Annotated in this window: 16 protein-coding genes; 8 read left to right on the top strand and 8 right to left on the bottom strand. The window is 41.3% G+C overall.

Going from position 1 to position 20,269, the window contains the following annotated elements:
* Window positions 1-8: 8 nt before the first annotated feature.
* Genes H5180_RS16695 through H5180_RS16685 form a run of 3 tightly spaced genes read right to left on the bottom strand, consistent with a single transcriptional unit; the run spans window position 9 to window position 3,998 of the window.
* The gene (locus H5180_RS16695; RefSeq protein ID WP_182758657.1) at window positions 9-1,973 is read right to left on the bottom strand and encodes an LTA synthase family protein; all 1,965 of its coding nucleotides are present in this window, start codon (window positions 1,971-1,973) and stop codon (window positions 9-11) included.
* Window positions 1,964-2,338, bottom strand: coding sequence for a diacylglycerol kinase (locus H5180_RS16690; RefSeq protein ID WP_182758656.1), 375 nt, complete (start codon window positions 2,336-2,338; stop codon window positions 1,964-1,966). The genes H5180_RS16695 and H5180_RS16690 overlap by 10 nt, the downstream gene beginning before the upstream one ends.
* A complete protein-coding gene (locus H5180_RS16685) occupies window positions 2,331-3,998 on the bottom strand; it encodes a phosphoethanolamine transferase (RefSeq protein ID WP_182758655.1) in 1,668 nt (555 codons plus the stop codon). Before H5180_RS16685 ends, H5180_RS16690 begins: the two co-directional genes overlap by 8 nt.
* A gap of 567 nt (window positions 3,999-4,565) precedes the next feature.
* On the opposite strand from H5180_RS16685, the gene ilvG reads away from it, so the two are divergent.
* The 7 genes from ilvG (at window position 4,566) to can (ending at window position 13,088) form a co-directional block, all read left to right on the top strand.
* The gene (gene ilvG / locus H5180_RS16680; protein WP_182740395.1) at window positions 4,566-6,215 is read left to right on the top strand and encodes an acetolactate synthase 2 catalytic subunit; all 1,650 of its coding nucleotides are present in this window, start codon (window positions 4,566-4,568) and stop codon (window positions 6,213-6,215) included.
* A complete protein-coding gene (gene ilvM, locus H5180_RS16675) occupies window positions 6,212-6,454 on the top strand; it encodes an acetolactate synthase 2 small subunit (protein WP_145238377.1) in 243 nt (80 codons plus the stop codon). Before ilvG ends, ilvM begins: the two co-directional genes overlap by 4 nt.
* A gap of 115 nt (window positions 6,455-6,569) precedes the next feature.
* Window positions 6,570-8,426: a dihydroxy-acid dehydratase gene (ilvD, locus tag H5180_RS16670; RefSeq protein ID WP_145238380.1), complete on the top strand. Its 1,857-nt coding sequence runs from the start codon at window positions 6,570-6,572 to the stop codon at window positions 8,424-8,426.
* Window positions 8,427-8,428: 2 nt separating this feature from the next.
* Entirely contained in the window at window positions 8,429-9,979 is a 1,551-nt protein-coding gene (gene ilvA, locus H5180_RS16665) for a threonine ammonia-lyase, biosynthetic (RefSeq protein WP_182717671.1), read from the top strand.
* 189 nt (window positions 9,980-10,168) lie between these two features.
* Window positions 10,169-11,203 carry an ABC transporter substrate-binding protein gene (locus H5180_RS16660; protein ID WP_404936348.1) on the top strand — a complete coding sequence of 345 codons (1,035 nt, stop codon included), beginning with the start codon at window positions 10,169-10,171 and terminating at the stop codon, window positions 11,201-11,203.
* Window positions 11,204-11,235: 32 nt separating this feature from the next.
* Window positions 11,236-12,429, top strand: coding sequence for a methyltransferase (locus tag H5180_RS16655; protein ID WP_182758654.1), 1,194 nt, complete (start codon window positions 11,236-11,238; stop codon window positions 12,427-12,429).
* Window positions 12,429-13,088: a carbonate dehydratase gene (gene can, locus H5180_RS16650; protein ID WP_145238393.1), complete on the top strand. Its 660-nt coding sequence runs from the start codon at window positions 12,429-12,431 to the stop codon at window positions 13,086-13,088. The genes H5180_RS16655 and can overlap by 1 nt, the downstream gene beginning before the upstream one ends.
* 109 nt (window positions 13,089-13,197) lie before the next feature.
* On the opposite strand, the gene H5180_RS16645 is transcribed toward can, so the two are convergent.
* The 4 genes from H5180_RS16645 to H5180_RS16630 form a co-directional block, all read right to left on the bottom strand.
* Entirely contained in the window at window positions 13,198-13,995 is a 798-nt protein-coding gene (locus H5180_RS16645) for a helix-turn-helix domain-containing protein (protein ID WP_182758653.1), read from the bottom strand.
* Between the two features lie 14 nt (window positions 13,996-14,009).
* Entirely contained in the window at window positions 14,010-14,795 is a 786-nt protein-coding gene (map, locus tag H5180_RS16640; protein WP_182758652.1) for a type I methionyl aminopeptidase, read from the bottom strand.
* The gene (locus H5180_RS16635; protein WP_149982600.1) at window positions 14,788-14,994 is read right to left on the bottom strand and encodes a ParD-like family protein; all 207 of its coding nucleotides are present in this window, start codon (window positions 14,992-14,994) and stop codon (window positions 14,788-14,790) included. The genes map and H5180_RS16635 overlap by 8 nt, the downstream gene beginning before the upstream one ends.
* Before the next feature lie 112 nt (window positions 14,995-15,106).
* Window positions 15,107-15,379, bottom strand: coding sequence for a ubiquinone biosynthesis accessory factor UbiK (locus H5180_RS16630; protein ID WP_145238407.1), 273 nt, complete (start codon window positions 15,377-15,379; stop codon window positions 15,107-15,109).
* Between the two features lie 113 nt (window positions 15,380-15,492).
* Between H5180_RS16630 and rep the strand changes: the two genes are divergently transcribed.
* Complete coding sequence (rep, locus tag H5180_RS16625; RefSeq protein ID WP_145238754.1) at window positions 15,493-17,511, top strand: DNA helicase Rep; 2,019 nt, start codon at window positions 15,493-15,495, stop codon at window positions 17,509-17,511.
* Window positions 17,512-17,558: 47 nt separating this feature from the next.
* On the opposite strand, the gene H5180_RS16620 is transcribed toward rep, so the two are convergent.
* On the bottom strand, window positions 17,559-20,132 hold the full coding sequence (locus H5180_RS16620) for a diguanylate cyclase domain-containing protein (protein ID WP_392352781.1): 2,574 nt from the start codon (window positions 20,130-20,132) through the stop codon (window positions 17,559-17,561).
* Between the last annotated feature and the right edge of the window lie 137 nt (window positions 20,133-20,269).

Here is a 20,269-nt window from a genome sequence, read left to right as displayed (position 1 = left end):
TCAGTGCGCTAATGATACCAACCATTTTGATAGGCTAAGTTACCTAAATTGGCATGTGCCAGTGCTTTTTTCACCAATTGTGGGTCGTTGCTGGTGGGCACTAATTTATCTTGTGTGTATATATAAGTGGTTGCTGGTTTTTGTGGTTGTAAAATTACGACCTTATTACCTTGACCACTATTACCGGTTATGTAGGCAAAGTTTTTATCGTATTGCATCATTGCGCGTTGTTTGTTATCAGCGATTGGCTGCGCAAGATCGCGACCTATCATCGGATGTTCACCACTGGCTCCAATTAAGGATAATAATGTTGTCGGAATATCAAGTTGGCTGGCAAGCTGATGGTCACGCTTGGCATTGATACCCTTGCCAAAAATAACCGCAGGAATACGAAAGTGCTCAATCGGCACTAAACTTGCGCCCGATACGCGCGAATCATGATCGGCAATCACTATAAAGACGGTATCGTCCCAGTAACTTGATTGCTTTGCTTTTTCGATAAAGGTGCCTAATGCATAATCGGCATATTTTGCCGCATTATTGCGAGTTTGTTTTTGCTTATCGTATAAGGTGATTTTATTATCTGGAAACTCATAAGGGCTGTGATTAGAGCTGGAAAATACCAAGCTAAAAAAAGGTTTACCTTGTTGTTGTAACTTAGTCAGTTCAATATCTGCTTGGTTAAAGAGATCTTCATCAGAGGCGCCCCATGAGCCATTAAAATCAATATTGGCAAAGTCATTACTATCTACAATGTGTTGAAAGCCATTACCCAAAAAGAAGCTTTGCATATTATCAAAGTGACTTTCACCACCGTAAATAAATTGGGTGTGGTAATTTTGTTTACTTAAAAAGTCAGCAATGGTAAAAAAATCACGTTGCGATTTATCAAGCTTTACTACTGCGCGAGAAGGCGTCGGGGTAAAGCCAGTGATAACCGCTTCTATACCACGTACTGAGCGTGTGCCTGTGGCGTATAAATTATCAAACCCCCAACCTTGCTGATAGAGCTTATCTATATTAGGAGTTAAAGGTAAACCGCCTAAAGTACCTACATAGCGAGCACCTAAACTTTCTTGTAAAATGATGACTAGATTTTTGGGTTTCCCTTGATACGCCGCTTGATGAAAGGTTTTGGTTGGAGCGCTGGCATCGTTAAAAACAGCTTGTTCATTTTGCATACTCGCGCGCACTAAGGCTAATAATTCCTCTTCTGGTATTGCACCATAAAAGTCTTGGCTTGATTTTTCGTTACCGAGTTGTTTAATTGCAAAGGCCACGCTATACAATGAGTTAAGGCTAAGATCATTAAGTAAATGATCGGTTGAAAATGCCACCATTGCAGGGTTTAACGGTCGATGACCTAGTGAGTTACGTGCACCTAGAACGGTTAAGCACAGTAGGCTAATCACCAATAAGGAGTGTTTTATGATTGGCAACTGACAGTGGCTACGCCATTGGCTGGTAAAAACTTTTGTAGCCAGTTTTACTCCGACGATCAAGAATAGTAAAGTGGCGAATACTTCTATTTTATACCCTGCAAAAATCATTCGAGAGACTTCTTTTGGGTATATTAAGTATTCAATAAATAAGCGGTTTGGACGCAAATCATATTCATTAATAAAGGTCGCAGTGATCACTTCAAAGAAGATCAGCAACGCGGTCATTAGCAGTAAATAGTATTTAATAATGCCACGGATAAGGTGCTGTTTAGAGATTAATGTGCTGATAATAATCAACAACAATGCCGGCATTAAAATATAGCTTAAGGTAGCCGTATCAACGCGCAAGCCGCCAATAAAAATATTTAGCCAAGCATGAGAGCTAAATACTCGCTCACCTTGCCATACACTTAAGCTAAAACGAGCCAGGGTTAACATAGTTAGCGATAAGCTAAAAAATGTTAGCAATACCCAATATGGACCGAGTTTATTTTGTAGTTGCGCAACACTAAATTTATCAGTTATGCCCATAAAATAGCCCACCAAACCAGTGTGCTAATCATCATTGCTATAAATACACTGGCAGAGGCAATATCTTTAGCCAGCCCAGAGAGTTCATGATGTTCTGTACCAATACGATCAACCACCACTTCAATCGCGGTATTGACTAACTCGGCGAATAGTACAAACAGCAAGCTGGCAATTAAAATAAGTTTATCGCTGGTGGGAATATTCGCCAGCCACGCAAACACTCCAAGTAATAAAAATAGCGCGAGTTCTTGCTGAAATGCAGCTTCAAATCGCGTCATCCATTTTAAGCCATTAAAAGTATGGCGTAAGGTAAATAAAAGGCGTAGTAGTCCTTGGCGTTTGATTACCGTTTTCGAATTATTCATTATTGTTTTTCACTTTTTTATTAATTGTTTTACAGTTACTTACTAAATCTAAAGGTAGTTCATAGGTTTTACTTTTGATGCCTATTAGACTTATTAATGTATGGAATATATTGTCGTGAGAAGCTGCTTGTTGTTGATCAACACTCTTTAAGCAACTTTCTGTAATACGTTGATTACCTTTGGCAGCCCACATATACATAGGGACATGGGTTTGGCCACTAGGAGCAAAGCTATACGGAAAGCCATGTAAGTAGGCGCCGTTTTCGCCGAGCGACTCACCGTGATCTGAAATATATACAAAGGTTTTATCAATATTGTCAGGTAAGTTATTCAGTTCGGTTAACATTAATGAATTTACGTAGTCGCTATACGCTATGGTGTTGTCGTAAGTATTAACTAACTGCTCAGTGCTACAGTTTTGTATATCACTGCGGTCGCAGGTTGGTGTGAATTGCTTAAATTGATCTGGGTAGCGTTGGAAGTAAGTGGGTCCGTGAGAGCCCATCATATGCAATACAATGACCGTATTGGCTTGGCTTAAATTAGCTAGTTTACGTTTAAGTGGTGCTAGTAACGCTTCGTCATAGCAATGCTGTTGTTCACAAAGTGCAGAGTTATCTACCTTGATGGTAATGTTGGTGACGCGATTACAGACATTTTTACAGCCACTGTTATTATCAATCCACAACACATCAGCGCCAGCGCTTTGGGCAATGTCGAAAATGTTTTGCTGGTTATCAGCTTCGTTACGTGAGAACTCAGCTTGGTTTTGTTGTGAGAACATACAAGGGACCGATACCGCTGTTGCGGTTCCACAGGACGCTACATTGTTCAGGTACGTTACTTTGAAAGGTCGAGTGAAACGGTTGGTATCGCGTGTATAGCCTTGGTAAGCAAAGTTTTCAGCACGTGCTGTTTCACCTACCACGATAACGGTTACTTGCGTGTGTTGTGATGCACTTAGTACTGGCGCTGGGTCTAAAATTTGAAATGGTTCGTCAGAGACCAGCCATTGATCGCGAATATATTTATAGCCACTGCTTAAATATTGGAATGGAATTAACTCTTTCTTTAATAATTGATTGTTACGTCCGGTAGCGGCGTAGTCGGCATAAAAACTCAATACAATTACGGCGATTAAGGCAAAGCAGCCCAGCAGCAGTTTACTCCGGCTCACCAATTCATTGGTAACCAGACGAAAACGAACCTTAGTTTTAATTAAAATCAATAGCGGTAGTAAGGCAAATAAACAAAAGAACATGATAAATTGCAAGTTAAGATAGCTTGCCGCTTCATGACCGTCAGTTTCGAAAGTGTTTTGAATCATCGAATAGTCAAATACCACTCCATAATTTAAAGTGCCGTAAAGAGCGGCGCACGAGCTTAACAATAATATGTAATTAATTGGTTTGAGTAGCCAGCGGCTAGATAATATTGAAAAGAAAATAATTAATAAGCACAGCAACAGTAACGGCACTGAGAGTAAAAATAACCACGAAAAAGAGGGCAATGTGGTGATTGCGTTAAATGCACCATGCATAAAAGGAATATTGATTATTAAGCAGTAATAACATGCTAATGCGATGATAAAAGTATTGGCGCTACAGGTAATGTAGAAGCGCTTTTTAAAACCTGTGCTGAGAAATTGGCTTACCAACATAAATTGAGAACTCAATAATAATAATTTAATACCTGCATAGTAGAGTCCAAGACTTAAGAAACACTTAAGGCTAACTAGTCATTTCCTGAATGAGGTGATTTAAAAAAGAATGATTTATTGTGATTTCGTCAAAAATTAATCAAACCAGTAATTGGTTATAACGAGGTATGAAATATCAATAGCTTCATATATTAGGAAAATTAATCTATTTAGGCTTACATATTGGATTTTTATGCCTTTAAAATTGATTGGTGAGTGTTTTTTTAGATTGATTTTAAGGTTGACTTAGCACTCCCATCGCGGTACTAATATAAAAAGACAGCGGGGGAGTTGCAATTCCTTCGTAAATTAACAAATTTTGGTATTTATTACATGCTTACAAACGCACTAAACCTAGTCCTTATTAACGTCGTGGTGATTATTATTACCGCGGGGGCTACTTAGTGCTTTAAAAATACGTAAAGCATTATAAAAGCCCCCCGCACTTAACCAGTCGGGGGGCTTTTTAGTTTCAGGGTTTAGCAATAGTTAAGTATAGATATGTCACTGAGGAATGAGGATTATTTAATGACAGGCGCAGAGTTAACAATTGATTTATTAGCCAAACACGGCGTAAAAGAAGTATTTGGTTACCCTGGTGGGGCAATCATGCCAATTTACGATGCGCTGTATGGTGCGCCGGTTAAACATTATCTCACTCGTCATGAGCAAGGTGCAGGTTTTGCTGCTGTTGGTTTTGCTCGTAGCACGGGTAAACTTGGGGTGTGTTTTGCGACTTCAGGCCCTGGGGCTACTAACTTAATCACCGCGCTTGCTGATGCGATGATGGACTCAGTACCATTACTTGCGATCACAGGCCAAGTACCAACTGCTGCCATTGGCTCTGATGCGTTTCAAGAGATTGATGTATTAGGTATGTCATTATCCTGCACTAAGCACAGTTATATGGTTGAACGTCCTGAAGATTTAGCCGAAATACTGCAAGAAGCCATGCATTTAGCGCAATCAGGTCGTCCAGGCCCTGTGTTAGTAGACATACCAAAAGATATTCAAATGGCGCAAGTGCCTTTTCATCCTTGGCTTGCGGCTGATGATTACTTACCGATGTTAGATTTAAAGCAAGTGGCTATTGCTAACCAACTATTAAGCGAAGCCAAACGGCCTGTTGCCTATGTTGGCGGCGGTGTACAGGCGGCTGATGCGCAAGTGCAGCTAATGCAATTTTTAGAAAAAACCCAAATGCCTGCGGTTTCAACGCTAAAAGCATTAGGCAGTGTATTACCTGATTACGAATATAACTTAGGTATGTTAGGTATGCATGGCGGCCAAGCTGCAAATTTAGCGGTACAAGAGTGTGATGTTCTAGTATGCATCGGTGCGCGCTTTGATGACCGTGTAACAGGCAATTTAGGCAAGTTTGCGGCTAAAGCAAAAGTGATCCATTTAGATATAGATGCTGCTGAAATTGGTAAGCGTAAACCAGTTAAAGCATCATTAGTTGCTGATTTAAAAACCTCATTGCCGCAATTAGAGTGCTTTGTAACTGAACAAGCATGGCGTGATCATGCCAAAGAGATGATGATTGAACATGCATGGCGCTATGACTATCCGGGCGAAAAAGTATATGCCCCGTATTTATTAAGCCAACTAAGCCAGCGGATGCCAAGTACAGGCGTTGTGTGTTGTGATGTAGGCCAGCACCAAATGTGGGTGGCACAACATATGAAGTTTAGTCATCCAAGCAACCACTTAAGTAGTGGTGGTGCAGGCACTATGGGCTTTGGTTTACCTGCGGCCATTGGTGCGCAAGTAGCTCGACCAAATGATTTTGTGATCACTGTTTCTGGTGATGGTTCAATCATGATGAACATTCAAGAGTTAGCCACTATTCGTCGTAACAATTTACCGGTAAAAATATTAATTTTAGATAACCAACGTTTAGGTATGGTTCGTCAATGGCAAGAGTTATTTTTTGAAGGGCGTTATTCTGAAACTGATTTATCAGATAACCCTGATTTTGTGCAATTGGCTGCCGTATTTGGTATCGCTGGGCAAACGATCACCCACGCTAACCAAGTTGATGATGCAATTACAGCATTAGTGAATAGTAAAGGTCCTTATATAGTACATGCCTGTATCGACGATAAAGAAAATGTTTGGCCGCTAGTACCGCCAGGTGCCGCGAATGACGAAATGATGACGGAGAGTGGAAAATGAAACACAGTTTAACAGTCGCTTTAAAAAATCAAAGTATCGCCGTTGAGCGCTTTTTGCGTGTAGTTCGTCATCGTGGTTTTGATTTAACCCATTTTCAATTGAATATGGATGATGGTCATTACCATGTGGCTATGACGGTCGACAGTGATAAGCCAATTCACTTATTAACCACGCAGCTCAATAAGCTGGTGGACGTTAAGCAAGTAACACTAGAAAATTTACAACAGCAAGCAATGTAGTTTGCTGTAAAAACTAAATCAACAGGGCTATTGGGTCTTTTCCCCTTAGCAATAAAAATTTAAGAATGAGGATGTCAGTTACATATTATAAGTAACTGCAAACACTGAGGTAACTATGGCTAAATTAAGAAGTGCAACAACAACTGAAGGTCGAAAGCGCGCAGGTGCTCGTGCATTATGGCGTGCAACAGGAATGACAGATAGCGATTTTGGCAAACCGATTATTGCGGTTGTAAACTCATTCACGCAATTTGTACCGGGTCATGTGCACCTTAACCAACTCAGTGAGCTTATGGCAGAAACCATTACTCAAGCGGGTGGTGTGCCAAAAGAATTTAATACTATCGCCATTGATGATGGTATTGCCATGGGCCACGGCGGTATGTTGTATTCATTACCATCGCGCGACTTAATTGCTGACTCAGTTGAATACATGGTAAATGGTCACTGCGCCGATGCAATGATCTGTATTTCTAACTGCGACAAAATCACCCCAGGAATGATGCTGGCGGCACTTCGTTTAGATATTCCAGTAATCTTTGTGTCTGGTGGCCCAATGGAAGCCGGTAAAACTAAGCTTGCCAATATTGATATCAAACTAGATTTAGTTGATGCCATGGTAAAAGGTGCTGATGAATCAGTAAGTGATGCTGACTCAGAGCAAGTAGAGCGCTCAGCATGTCCTACCTGTGGCTCGTGTTCGGGCATGTTTACCGCCAACTCAATGAACTGTTTATTAGAAGCAATTGGCCTCGCACTACCTGGTAACGGCACTACACTTGCGACTCATAAAGATCGTAAACAACTGTATGTTGAAGCCGGTGCACGAATTGTTGATTTATGCCGTGAGTATTACCAAAAAGATAATAAAGAAGTCTTGCCGCGTGCTATCGCTAATAAAACCGCGTTTATGAATGCCATGGTGGTTGATATTGCTATGGGTGGCTCGTCAAATACCGTATTGCATTTACTTGCCGCCGCGCAAGAAGCCGGTGTTGATTTTGATATGTCGCACATTGATGCGTTATCTCGTAAAACACCTTTCTTATGTAAAGTCGCGCCTGCAACCGCGCAATACCATATTGAAGATGTGCATCGTGCAGGTGGCATGATGGCAATAATTCGCGAGCTTGGCAAAGCGGGCTTAGTGGATCTGTCGGTAAACCATGTTGCTGGTATGACTATGGCAGAGCTAGTTAAAAAATGGGATGCCACTGATCCAAACAACGAAGCCGCACAAAAGTTTTATCGAGCGGGACCTGCAGGTATTCGCACCACCAAAGCAATGAGCCAAGAATGTCGTTGGGATGAAGGCGATAATGACCGTGAACATGGTTGTATCCGTAGCGTTGAACATGCGTTTCGTCAAGATGGTGGCTTAGCCGTACTATCGGGTAATTTAGCTGTTGATGGTTGTATTGTGAAAAGCGCGGGTGTGGTTGATGAAATGCTACACTTTGAAGGCACCGCCGTGGTGTATGAATCACAAGACGATTCAGTTGAAGGCATTTTAAATGACGAAGTAAAAGCCGGTGACGTAGTCGTTATTCGCTACGAAGGACCGAAAGGCGGACCTGGCATGCAGGAAATGCTTTATCCAACCAGTTACTTAAAATCAAAAGGTTTGGCTGAGCAGTGCGCACTTATAACCGATGGTCGCTTCTCGGGCGGTACGTCAGGTTTATCAATTGGCCACGTTTCACCAGAAGCGGCCAGTGGCGGTGCCATTGCTTACGTTGAAAACGGCGATAAAATTATTATCGATATCGCTACCCGCGAAATCACGTTAGCGTTAACAGATGAAGAACTTGAAGCGCGTAAGCAAAAGCAACTTGCTCGTGGTAAACAAGCGTACAAACCACTCGATCGTGAACGTTATGTATCATCTGCGCTAAAAGCGTATGCGCTACTTGCAACCAGTGCTGATAAAGGCGCGGTGCGTGATTTAGCCAAACTGGAGGAGCTTAGTTAATTATGGTTTCTCAAGAGCTCGATTATTTTCGCGCTATTATCCAAGCCAATATGGAACCACTGGCAAAAGTTACTGAGGTTAGCGAAATGGCTGAACTCAGTGCTCGTCTTGGTAATCAAGTATGGCTAAAGCGCGAAGATCAGCAGCCAGTTTATTCGTTTAAACTGCGTGGTGCATACAACAAACTGGCTAAACTGCCAGCCGGTTCAGTGGTGATCACTGCCTCAGCTGGAAATCATGCTCAAGGGGTGGCGCTCAGTGCGTCACACTTAGGGCATCAAGCAACGATTGTAATGCCAGTGACGACCCCTGAAATCAAAGTCAATGCGGTACGTGCGCTTGGTGGCGAAGTGGTTTTACATGGCCATCATTTTGATGCTGCCAAAGCTTATGCACTAGAACTTACTGAGCAGCGCGACGGCATATTTGTTCCTCCATTTGATGATCCTGATGTAATTGTAGGGCAAGGCACGGTTGCACGTGAATTAATGCAGCAGCTTAATCAACTTGATGCGGTATTTATTCCAGTTGGTGGTGGTGGCTTACTTGCTGGTATGGCCGTGTATATAAAGTCATTGCGCCCAGATATAAAAGTAATCGGTGTAGAAGCTGATGAAAGTGCCTGTTTACAAGCGGCACTTGCAGCAGGCAAACCCGTCGAGCTTGAACGGGTTGGCAGTTTTGCCGATGGTGTTGCGGTAAAAATTATTGGTACCGAAACCTTTCGTTTGGCGCAAAAGTTTTGTGATGAAGTAGTCACTGTAACCGGTGATGAAATATGTGCGGCGATGCAAGATATTTTTGTTTCAACCCGTGCGATTGCTGAGCCATCAGGTGCGCTGGCAACGGCTGGGCTGAAAAAATGGTGTCAGCAAACAGGCCAAAAAGGGCTGCATTTAGCAGCTGTGTTATCTGGCGCAAACTTAAACTTTGACCGCTTACGTTATGTGGCTGAGCGTACTGCGCTGGGAGAGAAAAACGAAGCGTTGTTAGCAGTAACCATCAATGAAGAAAAAGGCAGCTTTAAACAGTTTTGCGCCTCATTAGGTGGTCGCGCAATTACTGAATTTAACTACCGTTACGCAGGCCCTGGTGAAGCGCAAATATTTGTTGGTGTTGCACTGCGCCAAGGTCAGCAAGAGTTAGATGAGCTCACAGCTGATTTAACCACCAATGGCTATCAATTTTGTGATTTATCAGATAACGAACTGGCTAAATTACATGTTCGTTATATGGTTGGTGGTAAAGCACCTGAGCAGATGCATGAGCGGTTATTACGCTTTGAATTTCCTGAATATCCAGGCGCACTGGCGCGCTTTTTAGATACTTTAGGCAGCAATTGGAATATTACTTTGTTTCATTATCGGAATCATGGTGGTTCGATGGGTAATGTATTAGCAGGGTTTGCGATTGAGCCTAGTCAGTATGAGGTATTCAACGAGCATTTAAATCGCTTAGGTTACAGTGTGCAAGATGAAACACTGAATCCGTGTTTTACCCAATTTTTAACTACTCAACGTCCCATCGATAGGGTGAAAGCGGTTAATAATTAAAGATATATACCCAAACCACTTCAAGATACGAATTCTGAATCTTGAAGTGGTTTTAGTATAAGCAAGCACCTCAATTGAGGTGTTTTTTTGTCTATTTGCAAACTTAAAGTCTTGGGTTAATTGAATATCTTATCTATAGTTATAGCAATATTAGCTAACTTATTAGATCACGATTTGTCATTTAAAGGACTGAAACTTAAGCTTTATGCCACTTTGCTTATACTCAGCGGGCAAAGTTTTGCGTCAGCGGATGTGACTTTACAACTAAAGTGGACGCATCAATTTCAATTTTCTGGTTACTATATGGCTCAGCAACAAGGCTTTTACAAAGCGGCAGGGCTAAACGTCACTATTTTACCGGCAGATCCTGATAACCCAGATACCTTCACTAAAGTGTTGGCGGGCCAAGCTCACTTCGGGGTCGGGCACTCAGGTATTTTACAGCAACGGATCGCAGGTAAACCCTTGGTGGCAATGGCTGCTATTTTACAATTTTCTCCTTATTGTTGGATGGTAAAAAAAAGCTCCGATATTTTTCATCCTCGGGATTTTGTCAATAAGCGTCTTAGCAGTATCAGCCGCAAAGAAAATGCCGAATTATTGGTAATGCTCGAACGCAGTGGTATCCAAACGAATAATTTACCTTCTTATGAAAGTGGTAACAGCAGTGCGGATTGGTTAGCTGGGAGTATTGATGCGATGCAAGTGTACGTGACTAATGAGCCGTATATTATGCGTGAGCAAGGCATTGACTATAGACTTATTTGCCCGCAGAAGTATGGAATTAATGTGTATAGCGATATTCTTTACACCACAGAGAATATGCTCGAACAACATCCGCAAACAGTTGAAGCATTTTATCAGGCCAGCTTAAAGGGCTGGCGCTATGCAATGATGCATATGGATGAAACAATTGCATTAACTCAACACCAATACTCACCCAATAAAAGTTTTTCTCAGCTTGCCTATGAAGCTGAAGTATTGAGTGATTATATTTTACCACCTGGCACTAATTTAGGATCTATGTCGATAGCGAAATGGCGGTTGATTGCTGACCTATACGGGATTGAGCAAGACGAATTTAATCAGGCGCAAGATGGCTTTATTTACCAGTATGTTGAACCTGAACAAATTAAAATGTCGTGGATGCTTATTGCGGCAATTATAATTAGTTTGTTATCTATACCACTTTATTTACGCTTGATGTTCAGAAAAAGCGTATAATGCATAAATGAAATGACCATCGCTAAAATCACATGATCCTTGCTGAGCAGTTTACAGCCCTAGATAACTTATTACATAGTACTCGCCATTATTGGCAATGCACTGCATTCGATTTTGATCAGCTGCCATGGCCTGAATTAGAACAACCATTAACGCTGTTGAGCGATCAACAAGTTGCCGATCTCGATAGCAATCAAGATGCCTTGTATCAATTTTTTAGCCCGTATATTCCCGTAGTCAATAACTTAGCTACATTGTGTTACTTACCTCAAGCCTCCACTACGCGTAGCGAATATCCGTTTTGGATCAGCAATGGTATTAAAGGGCGCAAGTTTGCGCAGCTGCAAGATTTTGTTTGTGCGCTTGGCCAAGAATCACAATTACCTGTATTAGAATGGTGTGCGGGTAAAGGCCATTTAGGACGTATGCTGGCATTTAACCGTGCGCCGAGTGTGCACAGCATCGAATTGCAACAACATTTATGTGAGCAAGGCCAGCAAAGTGCTCAGCTACAAGGGTTAGCCATGCACTTTAGTCAAGCCGATGTGCTCAAAGATGATGTAACTGGGTATTTTCAACAATCACAACATGCAGTGGCGCTGCATGCCTGCGGGGCATTACATCAGACGTTTATGAGTAACGCGGCTAGCGCGCAAACGCAAAAAATCAGTCTATCGCCGTGTTGCTATCACTTATTCACCCCGAATGATTATCAAGCTATGAGCGATGCCGGTAAGCGTAGCCAACTGCAGTTAACGCATCGTGATTTAAAATTAGCACTACAAGAGACGGTGACAGCGCCTTCTCGGGTAGATAAAGTTCGTAAAACTGAAGTGCAATGGCGATTGGGTTTTGATGCTTTACGCAAAAGTCTCACCAGCGAACAAAACTACGTCAGTGTGCCCTCAGTTAACAAAGCTATTTTTTCAGATTCATTTAAAGCTTTTTGTGCATGGGGCGCGGAGAAAAAGGCGCTAGATATACCACAAGGTATTGATTATGAGTCATTTTTAAAAAAAGGCGAAATGCGCAAAAAAGTCACTGAACGTATCGAACTGGTCCGTCATGTGTTTAGAAGAGCAATTGAGGTTTGGCTTGTGCTCGATCGTGCTTTATATTTGCAACAACAAGGTTATCAAGTCAGTGTGCAGACGTTTTGCGAAAAACAATTAACGCCACGTAATATCTTGATCCAAGCTACCGTCAAAGACAGAAAAGAGATGTAATGAGAAAATTAAAAAACTTATTTGAAAATAATAAACGCTGGGCTGAACGAACGTGTAAAGATGATCCAGAATTTTTTAAAATTCTATCCATGCAGCAAAACCCAGAATACTTGTGGATTGGTTGTTCGGACTCTCGCGTACCGGCTAATGAAATCGTTGATCTAATGCCGGGTGAGCTATTTGTTCATCGTAATGTGGCGAATGTGGTGGTGCATACCGATCATAACTGCTTATCAGTGATGCAGTACGCCGTTGAAGTGTTAAAAGTTAAACATATTATGGTTGTTGGTCACTATGGCTGTGGTGGTGTTCAGGCAGTACTCAAAGATGCTAAGTTTGGTTTAATTGATAACTGGCTTCGTCACGTCGGTGATGTAAAAGAAAAATACACCTCAAAGATCAATGCACTCGCAGAAAAAGATCGTCTCAATAGCTTGATTGAATTGAATGTAATTGAGCAAGTACGCAATGTATGCCGTACTAATATCGTCCAAGAAGCATGGCAGCGTGGCCAAGAGTTGACTATTCATGGTTGGGTTTATGGTCTAGCAAACGGTCACTTACACGACTTAGAGTCAGTCGTTACTTGTGCCGATGAAGTTGATGTTAACTATAAAAGTGCTGGGCTTAAAGTGTTTGAACGTTACGTAGTAGAATAAGTACGTAACCTAAGCACTGCGTCCTATCTGGGCACGGGCTACCTTCAGTAATTGTAATCTTAGTTTTAAAGGCTAAGTCGATGTGTTTTTTGTGTGGTGAAAACACCCTCTATACTTTCGGTGTTTTTCGCTTGCGATATTGCAGTGGTGTTTCAAAAGTAAAATTATGAAAGGCATGACAAAAGTGAGCATGATCATAATAGCCACATTGCAAGGCTATATCTGTTATCGGTGTTTGGCTGTCAGCTAGAAGCGTGCGTGCGGCTTTTAGTCGGTAAAATTGCTGTAATTGAGCTGGACTAACCCCGGCTTCTTTTTTTAAGCGGCGCTCAAGAGTACGACGTGTCAGGCCAAGTTGTTTGCCTACATAGCTGGTGGAATTATTGAGTTGAATAAGCTGCTTGATCACTTTAATGGTATTGCTTTTTACGAGTTGATTGCTAATTGCTTGGCTGAGTAACCACTGCTCGAGTAAATACAGTTGGCTGGTTAGTGGACTGCTTTGCATTTGTTCAACACATGCTATTAAACTGTGATACCAGCTTGGGGTAAAATCTTCACCGAGTAGATAATTTTCTTCAGCTAACTCGTGTAGCGTTATACCTAATAAGTGATAAGCACCAGTAGGCGCAAAACGAATACTGACTAAATAATCCTGATTGCTGAAAGTTGTTGCCTGCGTTTGACGATTAAATGCGAAGGTAATAACGGGTGTCGCATTGCTAAAATTAATTGTTAGGCTTGCGCCTGCATCAGGGTAGAGCTTTTCTTTAAATAACTGTGCTGCTTGTGTGGTTGTTGAACCTATTTTCCAATAACACTGCACCCAATCAGTTAAGCGTTGATCGGGTGCGAATTTTTGAAAGCTCAAATGGGGCAATGGATCATTTACTAATAAAATGGCCATGGTGTTAACCTGACTTATATCGTCGCAATAGCGATTTCTTCTTCGCGTAAAGTCAGTACCTCATAGCCGTCAGCGGTGACGACAATGGTGTGCTCCCACTGCGCAGAAAGCTTTTTATCACGAGTAACCACAGTCCAGCCATCCGGCTTAGTTTTTACTTTTGCCGCCCCTTGGTTGATCATCGGCTCAATGGTAAAGGTCATACCTTCTTTAAGTTCAACGCCGGTATTGCGTTTACCATAATGTAAAACTTGCGGCTCTTCGTGCATTTGCTCGCCAATACCATGTCCGCAGTATTCACGTACAACGCTATAGCCATTAGTATGGGCAAAATTAGCGATAGCGTTGCCTATATCGCCTAACCTCACTCCCGGTTTTACGAGCTTGATGCCTTGCCACATTGCTTGATAAGTTTTTTCGACTAAGCGCTTGGCCAACGGAGACACTTCACCAAGCATATACATTTTACTTGAATCGGCAATAAAGCCATTCTTCTCAAGGGTAATATCTAAATTGACGATATCGCCTGATTTTAATGCGCGTTTAGAGTCTGGAAAACCATGGCAGACTACTTCATTTACTGAGCTGTTTAACACATAAGGATAATCGTATTGGCCTTTGCTGGCAGGACGTGCAGCAAGTTCATCAACAATATAGCGCTCTACTAAATCATTGATCTCCATTGTGGTGATGCCGATTTTGACCTGTTGATCTAAATAGGCAAACACCTTTGCCAGTAGGCGACCAGACTCACGCATTAGCTCTATTTGTGCGGGAGTTTTAATAATTATTTCACTCATGCAAAGATTCTCCAGCTGTTACATCGGCTTGTGCAAGTTGCTGTTTGATTATTTCGGCGTAGGTCATGGTTGGATTAAGCTCAGCTAGCATGCCTATCTTTATCCAGTATTCAGATTGAGAGTTTATAGATCGTACCATAGTGGTACTGGCTTTGCGGATCTCTTCGTGCAGTTGATCGCTGATTTTTACGATACCCATAACAGTGCCTATATATAAAACGTATACGTATCGTATATAGGTGTTCGCGTGTATGCAAGGCGTAAAACAAATCAGGCAGCCGAAGCTGCCTGAAGTAATAACTAAAACGGTATTATTCGGGTTGCTCGCTTTGCTTATTACTACTGAGTTGTTGCTCAAGTAGTGCAACTTTCGCTTCTAATGCAACGAGCTTCTCGCGGGTGCGAATTAGTACTTGGCTTTGTACATCAAATTCTTCACGGCTGACAAAGTCCATCTCAGCAAGCTTATTTTGAATAGCTTGTTTGGTTTTCGCTTCAAACGTATCGGCAAGGTTTTTAACGCCTTGCGGCATGTTACTGGAAATCTGTTTGGCAATTTCTTCAAGTTTTGCTGGGTTGATCATGTCTGTCCCTTACTGTCGCGTAAATGATAATGGCTAATGTTACCTTATTGGCTAGGCGTATTGTAGTGATTACGTTAAAATTGCCCGTCTTTAATGCAATCTCTTTGGTCGATATGAAACTCAATCCTAAACAAGATGAAGCGGTAAAATATATTAGTGGTCCATGCCTAGTGCTGGCGGGGGCGGGATCAGGAAAAACTCGTGTAATTACTAATAAAATCGCTTACTTAGTACAAAAATGTGAGTATCAAGCACGTAATATTGCCGCGGTGACCTTTACTAATAAAGCGGCGAAAGAGATGCGCGAGCGAGTTTTTCAAACGTTAGGTAAAAAAGAGTCAAAAGGCTTGTGGGTATCTACCTTTCATACCTTAGGCCTTGAGATCATTAAAAAAGAACTAACAACGCTGGGTTTTAAACCTGGCTTTTCATTATTTGATGATCAAGATACCGGGCAATTAATTGCTGACTTAACTGAAGAAGAGCTAAAAAAAGACAAAGATTTACTCAATCTATTAAAAATGCAAATAGGCAGCTGGAAGAACGAGCTTATTTTACCAGAGCAAGCGATTCGCGAAGCGCGAGAGCCACAAAAAGCGCTATTTGCGCAATTGTATGCGCGTTATCAAACCCAGTTACGCGCCTATAATGCTTTGGATTTTGATGACTTGATCATGATCCCCACCTTATTACTGATCAATAATGCAACCTCGCGTGAGCGTTGGCAACAACGTTTCCGTTACCTGCTGGTGGATGAATATCAAGATACCAATACCAGTCAATATCAATTAGTTAAGTTGCTTGTGGGTGAGCGTGCGCGTTTTACCGTGGTAGGTGATGACGACCAATCAATCTATTCATGGCGCGGTGCTCGACCACAAAACTTAGTGTTATTAAGCAAAGACTTTCCAGGTTTACGGCTCATTAAGCTTGAGCAAAACTATCGCAGTGTGAAGCGTATTTTAAAAGCTGCTAATATCTTGATTGCCAATAACCCTCATGAATTTGATAAAAAACTGTTTAGTGAGTTAGAAAATGGCGAGCCGATCAAAGTGATTGGCTGTCGTGATGAAGAGCATGAATCAGAGCGGGTCGTCGCTGAGATCATCTCGCATAAATTTATGAAACGCACCAGTTATAAAGATTATGCTATTTTATACCGTGGTAATCACCAAGCGCGTGGCTTTGAAAAGTCGTTAATGAGTAACCGAATACCTTACAAGATCAGTGGCGGAATGTCGTTTTTCTCACGCTCTGAGATCAAAGATATAATGGCGTACTTGCGCTTATTGGTGAATCAAGATGACGACAATGCGTTTCTACGTATTGTGAATACTCCGCGCCGTGAAATAGGCACAGTTACGCTGGAAAAGTTGGGTACCCTAGCCAATGAAAAACATGCCAGTTTATTTGCCACCTGTTTTGATAATGACTTAGGTTATCGCTTAAAAGGTCGCGGTTTAAACTCGTTAGCGGGATTTGCACGTTGGGTGGTTGAGCTGTCAGATAATGCGGTACGTGGTGATACCCTTGAAGCGGTAAAAGATTTAGTCAGACAAATAAATTACGAAGCTTATTTATACGAGTCATCACCGAGTGCGAAAGCTGCAGAAATGCGCATGAAGAATGTTTCTGAGTTGTACCGTTGGATCACCGATATGCTCACAGGTGATGCGGATAATCCGCCGTTGACGCTTGCTGAAGTGGTGAGTAAGTTAACGTTGCGTGACATGTTAGAACGTAACGAAGAAGAAGATGAAGCCGATGCAGTGCAATTACTAACGCTGCATGCCTCTAAGGGCTTGGAGTATCCTTACGTATTTATGGTAGGCATGGAAGAGGGGTTATTACCGCATCAAGTAAGTATTGATGAAGAAAACGTTGATGAGGAACGTCGCTTAGCTTATGTGGGGATCACTCGTGCTCAGCAAGAGCTGACCATGACCTATGCGAAAATTCGTCGTCAATTTGGCGAAACATCACAAACAGAGTTGAGCCGCTTTATACAAGAGCTACCGCAAGATGATTTAGCATTTGAAAATAAAAAAGCGCCAAATACGCAAGCCGAACGAATGGAAAAGGGCCAAGCCAGAGTTGCTAATTTACGTGCTATGCTGAAAAAGCCTGAGTAGTTCATCTGAGCTGCGGATAATAAACTGGTTATCCGCGACGCATATCGTTAATTTAAAATTTGCTCGTTCGAAGAGTCAGCTGGGAGTGTTGCTGTAGAACTAATTGCATGCTGCCTACCAATAAATAGTGATAAACCATGAGTGTCTAGTAAGGCTCTATAATTTAATATTGAAGGGCCTTTCGCGATTACTTTTATTTGTTTTATCTTAGTTATTGCTAGTACACCTTGTAGTTGTAAATCAAAGCTTTGTTGTTGTAACACTCGTTTACTAAAGGTAGAGCTAAGTAATAAATAATCGAAATTAATATCGCATAGTAAATTAAGTTCGCAGCGATCTTTAGCAAAATCATTTAAGCCAATCGAATAGCCTTGTTTACTCAATACTTTTAAATTACTAATTTGTACCGCTGAGGCGTAACGGATCTCTTGTTCATTAAACAATAAACAAATTTGTTTCGTTATGTTGTGGTTTTGCATTGTTTGGCATAACGCCTGGAATTCAATTTTTTCCAGTAATAAGCCCGAGCAAGGGAATAACACCATCTGCAGTTGTGCCGTTTGGATTTGTTGACACGCTTTAGTTAATAACTGTAATTCCACTTCCAGCTGTTGTGCTTTATCAGCGGCAAACTTCTTTAATATTTCAAAACTAGTGCTACCAAGTACTGGGTGTTCACCAAATGCTTCAAGTAGCGACTCTGACTGATGCTGTTCATCAAGTGTAATAATTTCAGAGCAGCGAAAATGCATTGGTAAAGAGTCTAAGTGATGACTGGTTTCTAACTCATACGGGCTGGTGCCGGCACTAAGCAGTGGATGGTAAAACTCGAACCGGCTGCGACCGGCATTTTTTGCATAATACATGGCAGCATCAGCATCACGAATAATTTCATCCGTATGCTTGTAGTTTGTTTTCGAATAGGTAATACCGACACTGGCACCACTTTGTACACATATACCTTTCATGCAAAATGGTTTTTTCATTAGTTCAATTAATCGCTTAGCAACATCTTCGGCTTGTTGACGATCAGTTAAATGAGTTAATAAAATAACAAACTCATCGCCGCCTAAACGCGCAAGTAAATCGTGCTCCCTAATACATTGTGAGAAAGACTCACTGACGCTAATTAAAAACTGATCACCAGCTTGGTGACCAAGTTGATCGTTAATATCCTTAAACTTGTCTAAATCAATAAACAGCACAGCAAACTGTTGTTCAGGGTAACGTTGATAATGCTGTAGAGTTTTTTCTAATTGGGTTAAAAATAAACTGCGATTAGGCAAGCCAGTAAGTGGATCGTGGTGGGCATCATGATACAGCTGTTGCTCTATTTTTTTACGCTCTTCAATTTGCATTTGTAAATGCATATTGGTTTGGCGGATCTCTTTGGTTTTTTCAGCAACCCGAAACTCTAATTGTTGATGACTTTGTTTTAAGGCTTGAGCAGCCAAATGTGCTTGTAATACAGTCGCTATCTGATGTGATACAAAGGTAATTAATTCAAAGTCGTCTTGATTGAAAATATGCTTATGGTTGTAGGCTTGGCAAGTTATTAAGCCAATTACACCTTGCGCAGTTTTTAATGGTGCACCTAACCAGCTGGTTGCTGAGTTTGAGTCAGAGACTTGTCCAAGTCGCTCGACTTCGCCTGACTTGAGTAGTTTTTGTGCTCTAGTACAATCAATAAGCTGAGTTTGTTCGGTACGTAATACTAATTCGCTATAACCTTTGGCGAAAGGACGCGGTTGGGTATTATCTCTATATTCATCCACACAGTACGGAAAGTTTAACCAACCTGTTTCGCGATCATACAATGCAATGTATAAGTTTTCAGCGTAAGTTATTGATTTTATTATTTCATGTACTTGTTGATATACTTCATTGATATGCTTTGTTTGCGTCGCTAACTCTGAAATTTTAAACAAAATATGCTGGCGTTCGAGGGTTTTTTTATGTTGTTCTACTTCGAGGTTAAGCGCTTCATTGCTCTGTGTTAATGCACGAGTTCTTATTTTTACTTCAGACTCTAATAGTTCGCGTTTTTTTACTCGTTCGATAGCTGTTGATAAATAGAGCGACATTACTTCTAATAGCTCGATTTGTTGTTCAGAGTAGCTTTGTTGTTTATCGTAACTTTGTGCGACTAGCACTCCAATAATACTTTGCTCTCGGTATACCGGGACGCCTACCCAATGTTCTGCTGGTGTGCCAAGTAACTTAAATAACCCCTTGTTGGCAGCAGCCTGCATTTCATCACCTTGGAAGTAGGTGGTTTTACCTTGCTTAAACACATACCCAGTGACACCTTGGATAAAATTATTATCTTGATTAAGTGGCACAGATATACCATCTTTTTCATCAGCAAAGTAAGATAGTTCAAGGGTGTTACTAAATTGATTTAACAGCACCACGTAAAAACTTTTACTTGGCATATAATCTTGCAAAATATCATGAATCGCAGGGTAAAGTAGCGTTAATTCGGCAACAGAACTAGCTTGCTCTGATAATTGGATCAGGGCATTTTGTAAGTGGTGGGATTGCTTATACTTTTGGACTAGAGCTTTTAAACGATTATTTTTATGCTCCAGCTTATGTAGTAAAGCTGTTATATCTTCCAGTGACATTAAACCGATTTTTATTATTGTATATTTATTGGTCTTATATTTTCACTTTTTTGCTGAATCGTCAAGCGGACAATAGTATTAGAAAATGATAATAATAAATAGTGATAAAGGTAGGTTAATATTTATTTTTA

The organism is Pseudoalteromonas sp. SR41-4 (assembly GCF_014163985.1).
Taxonomy (GTDB): domain Bacteria; phylum Pseudomonadota; class Gammaproteobacteria; order Enterobacterales; family Alteromonadaceae; genus Pseudoalteromonas; species Pseudoalteromonas rhizosphaerae.
This window is presented reverse-complemented; position numbering and strand designations above follow the sequence as displayed.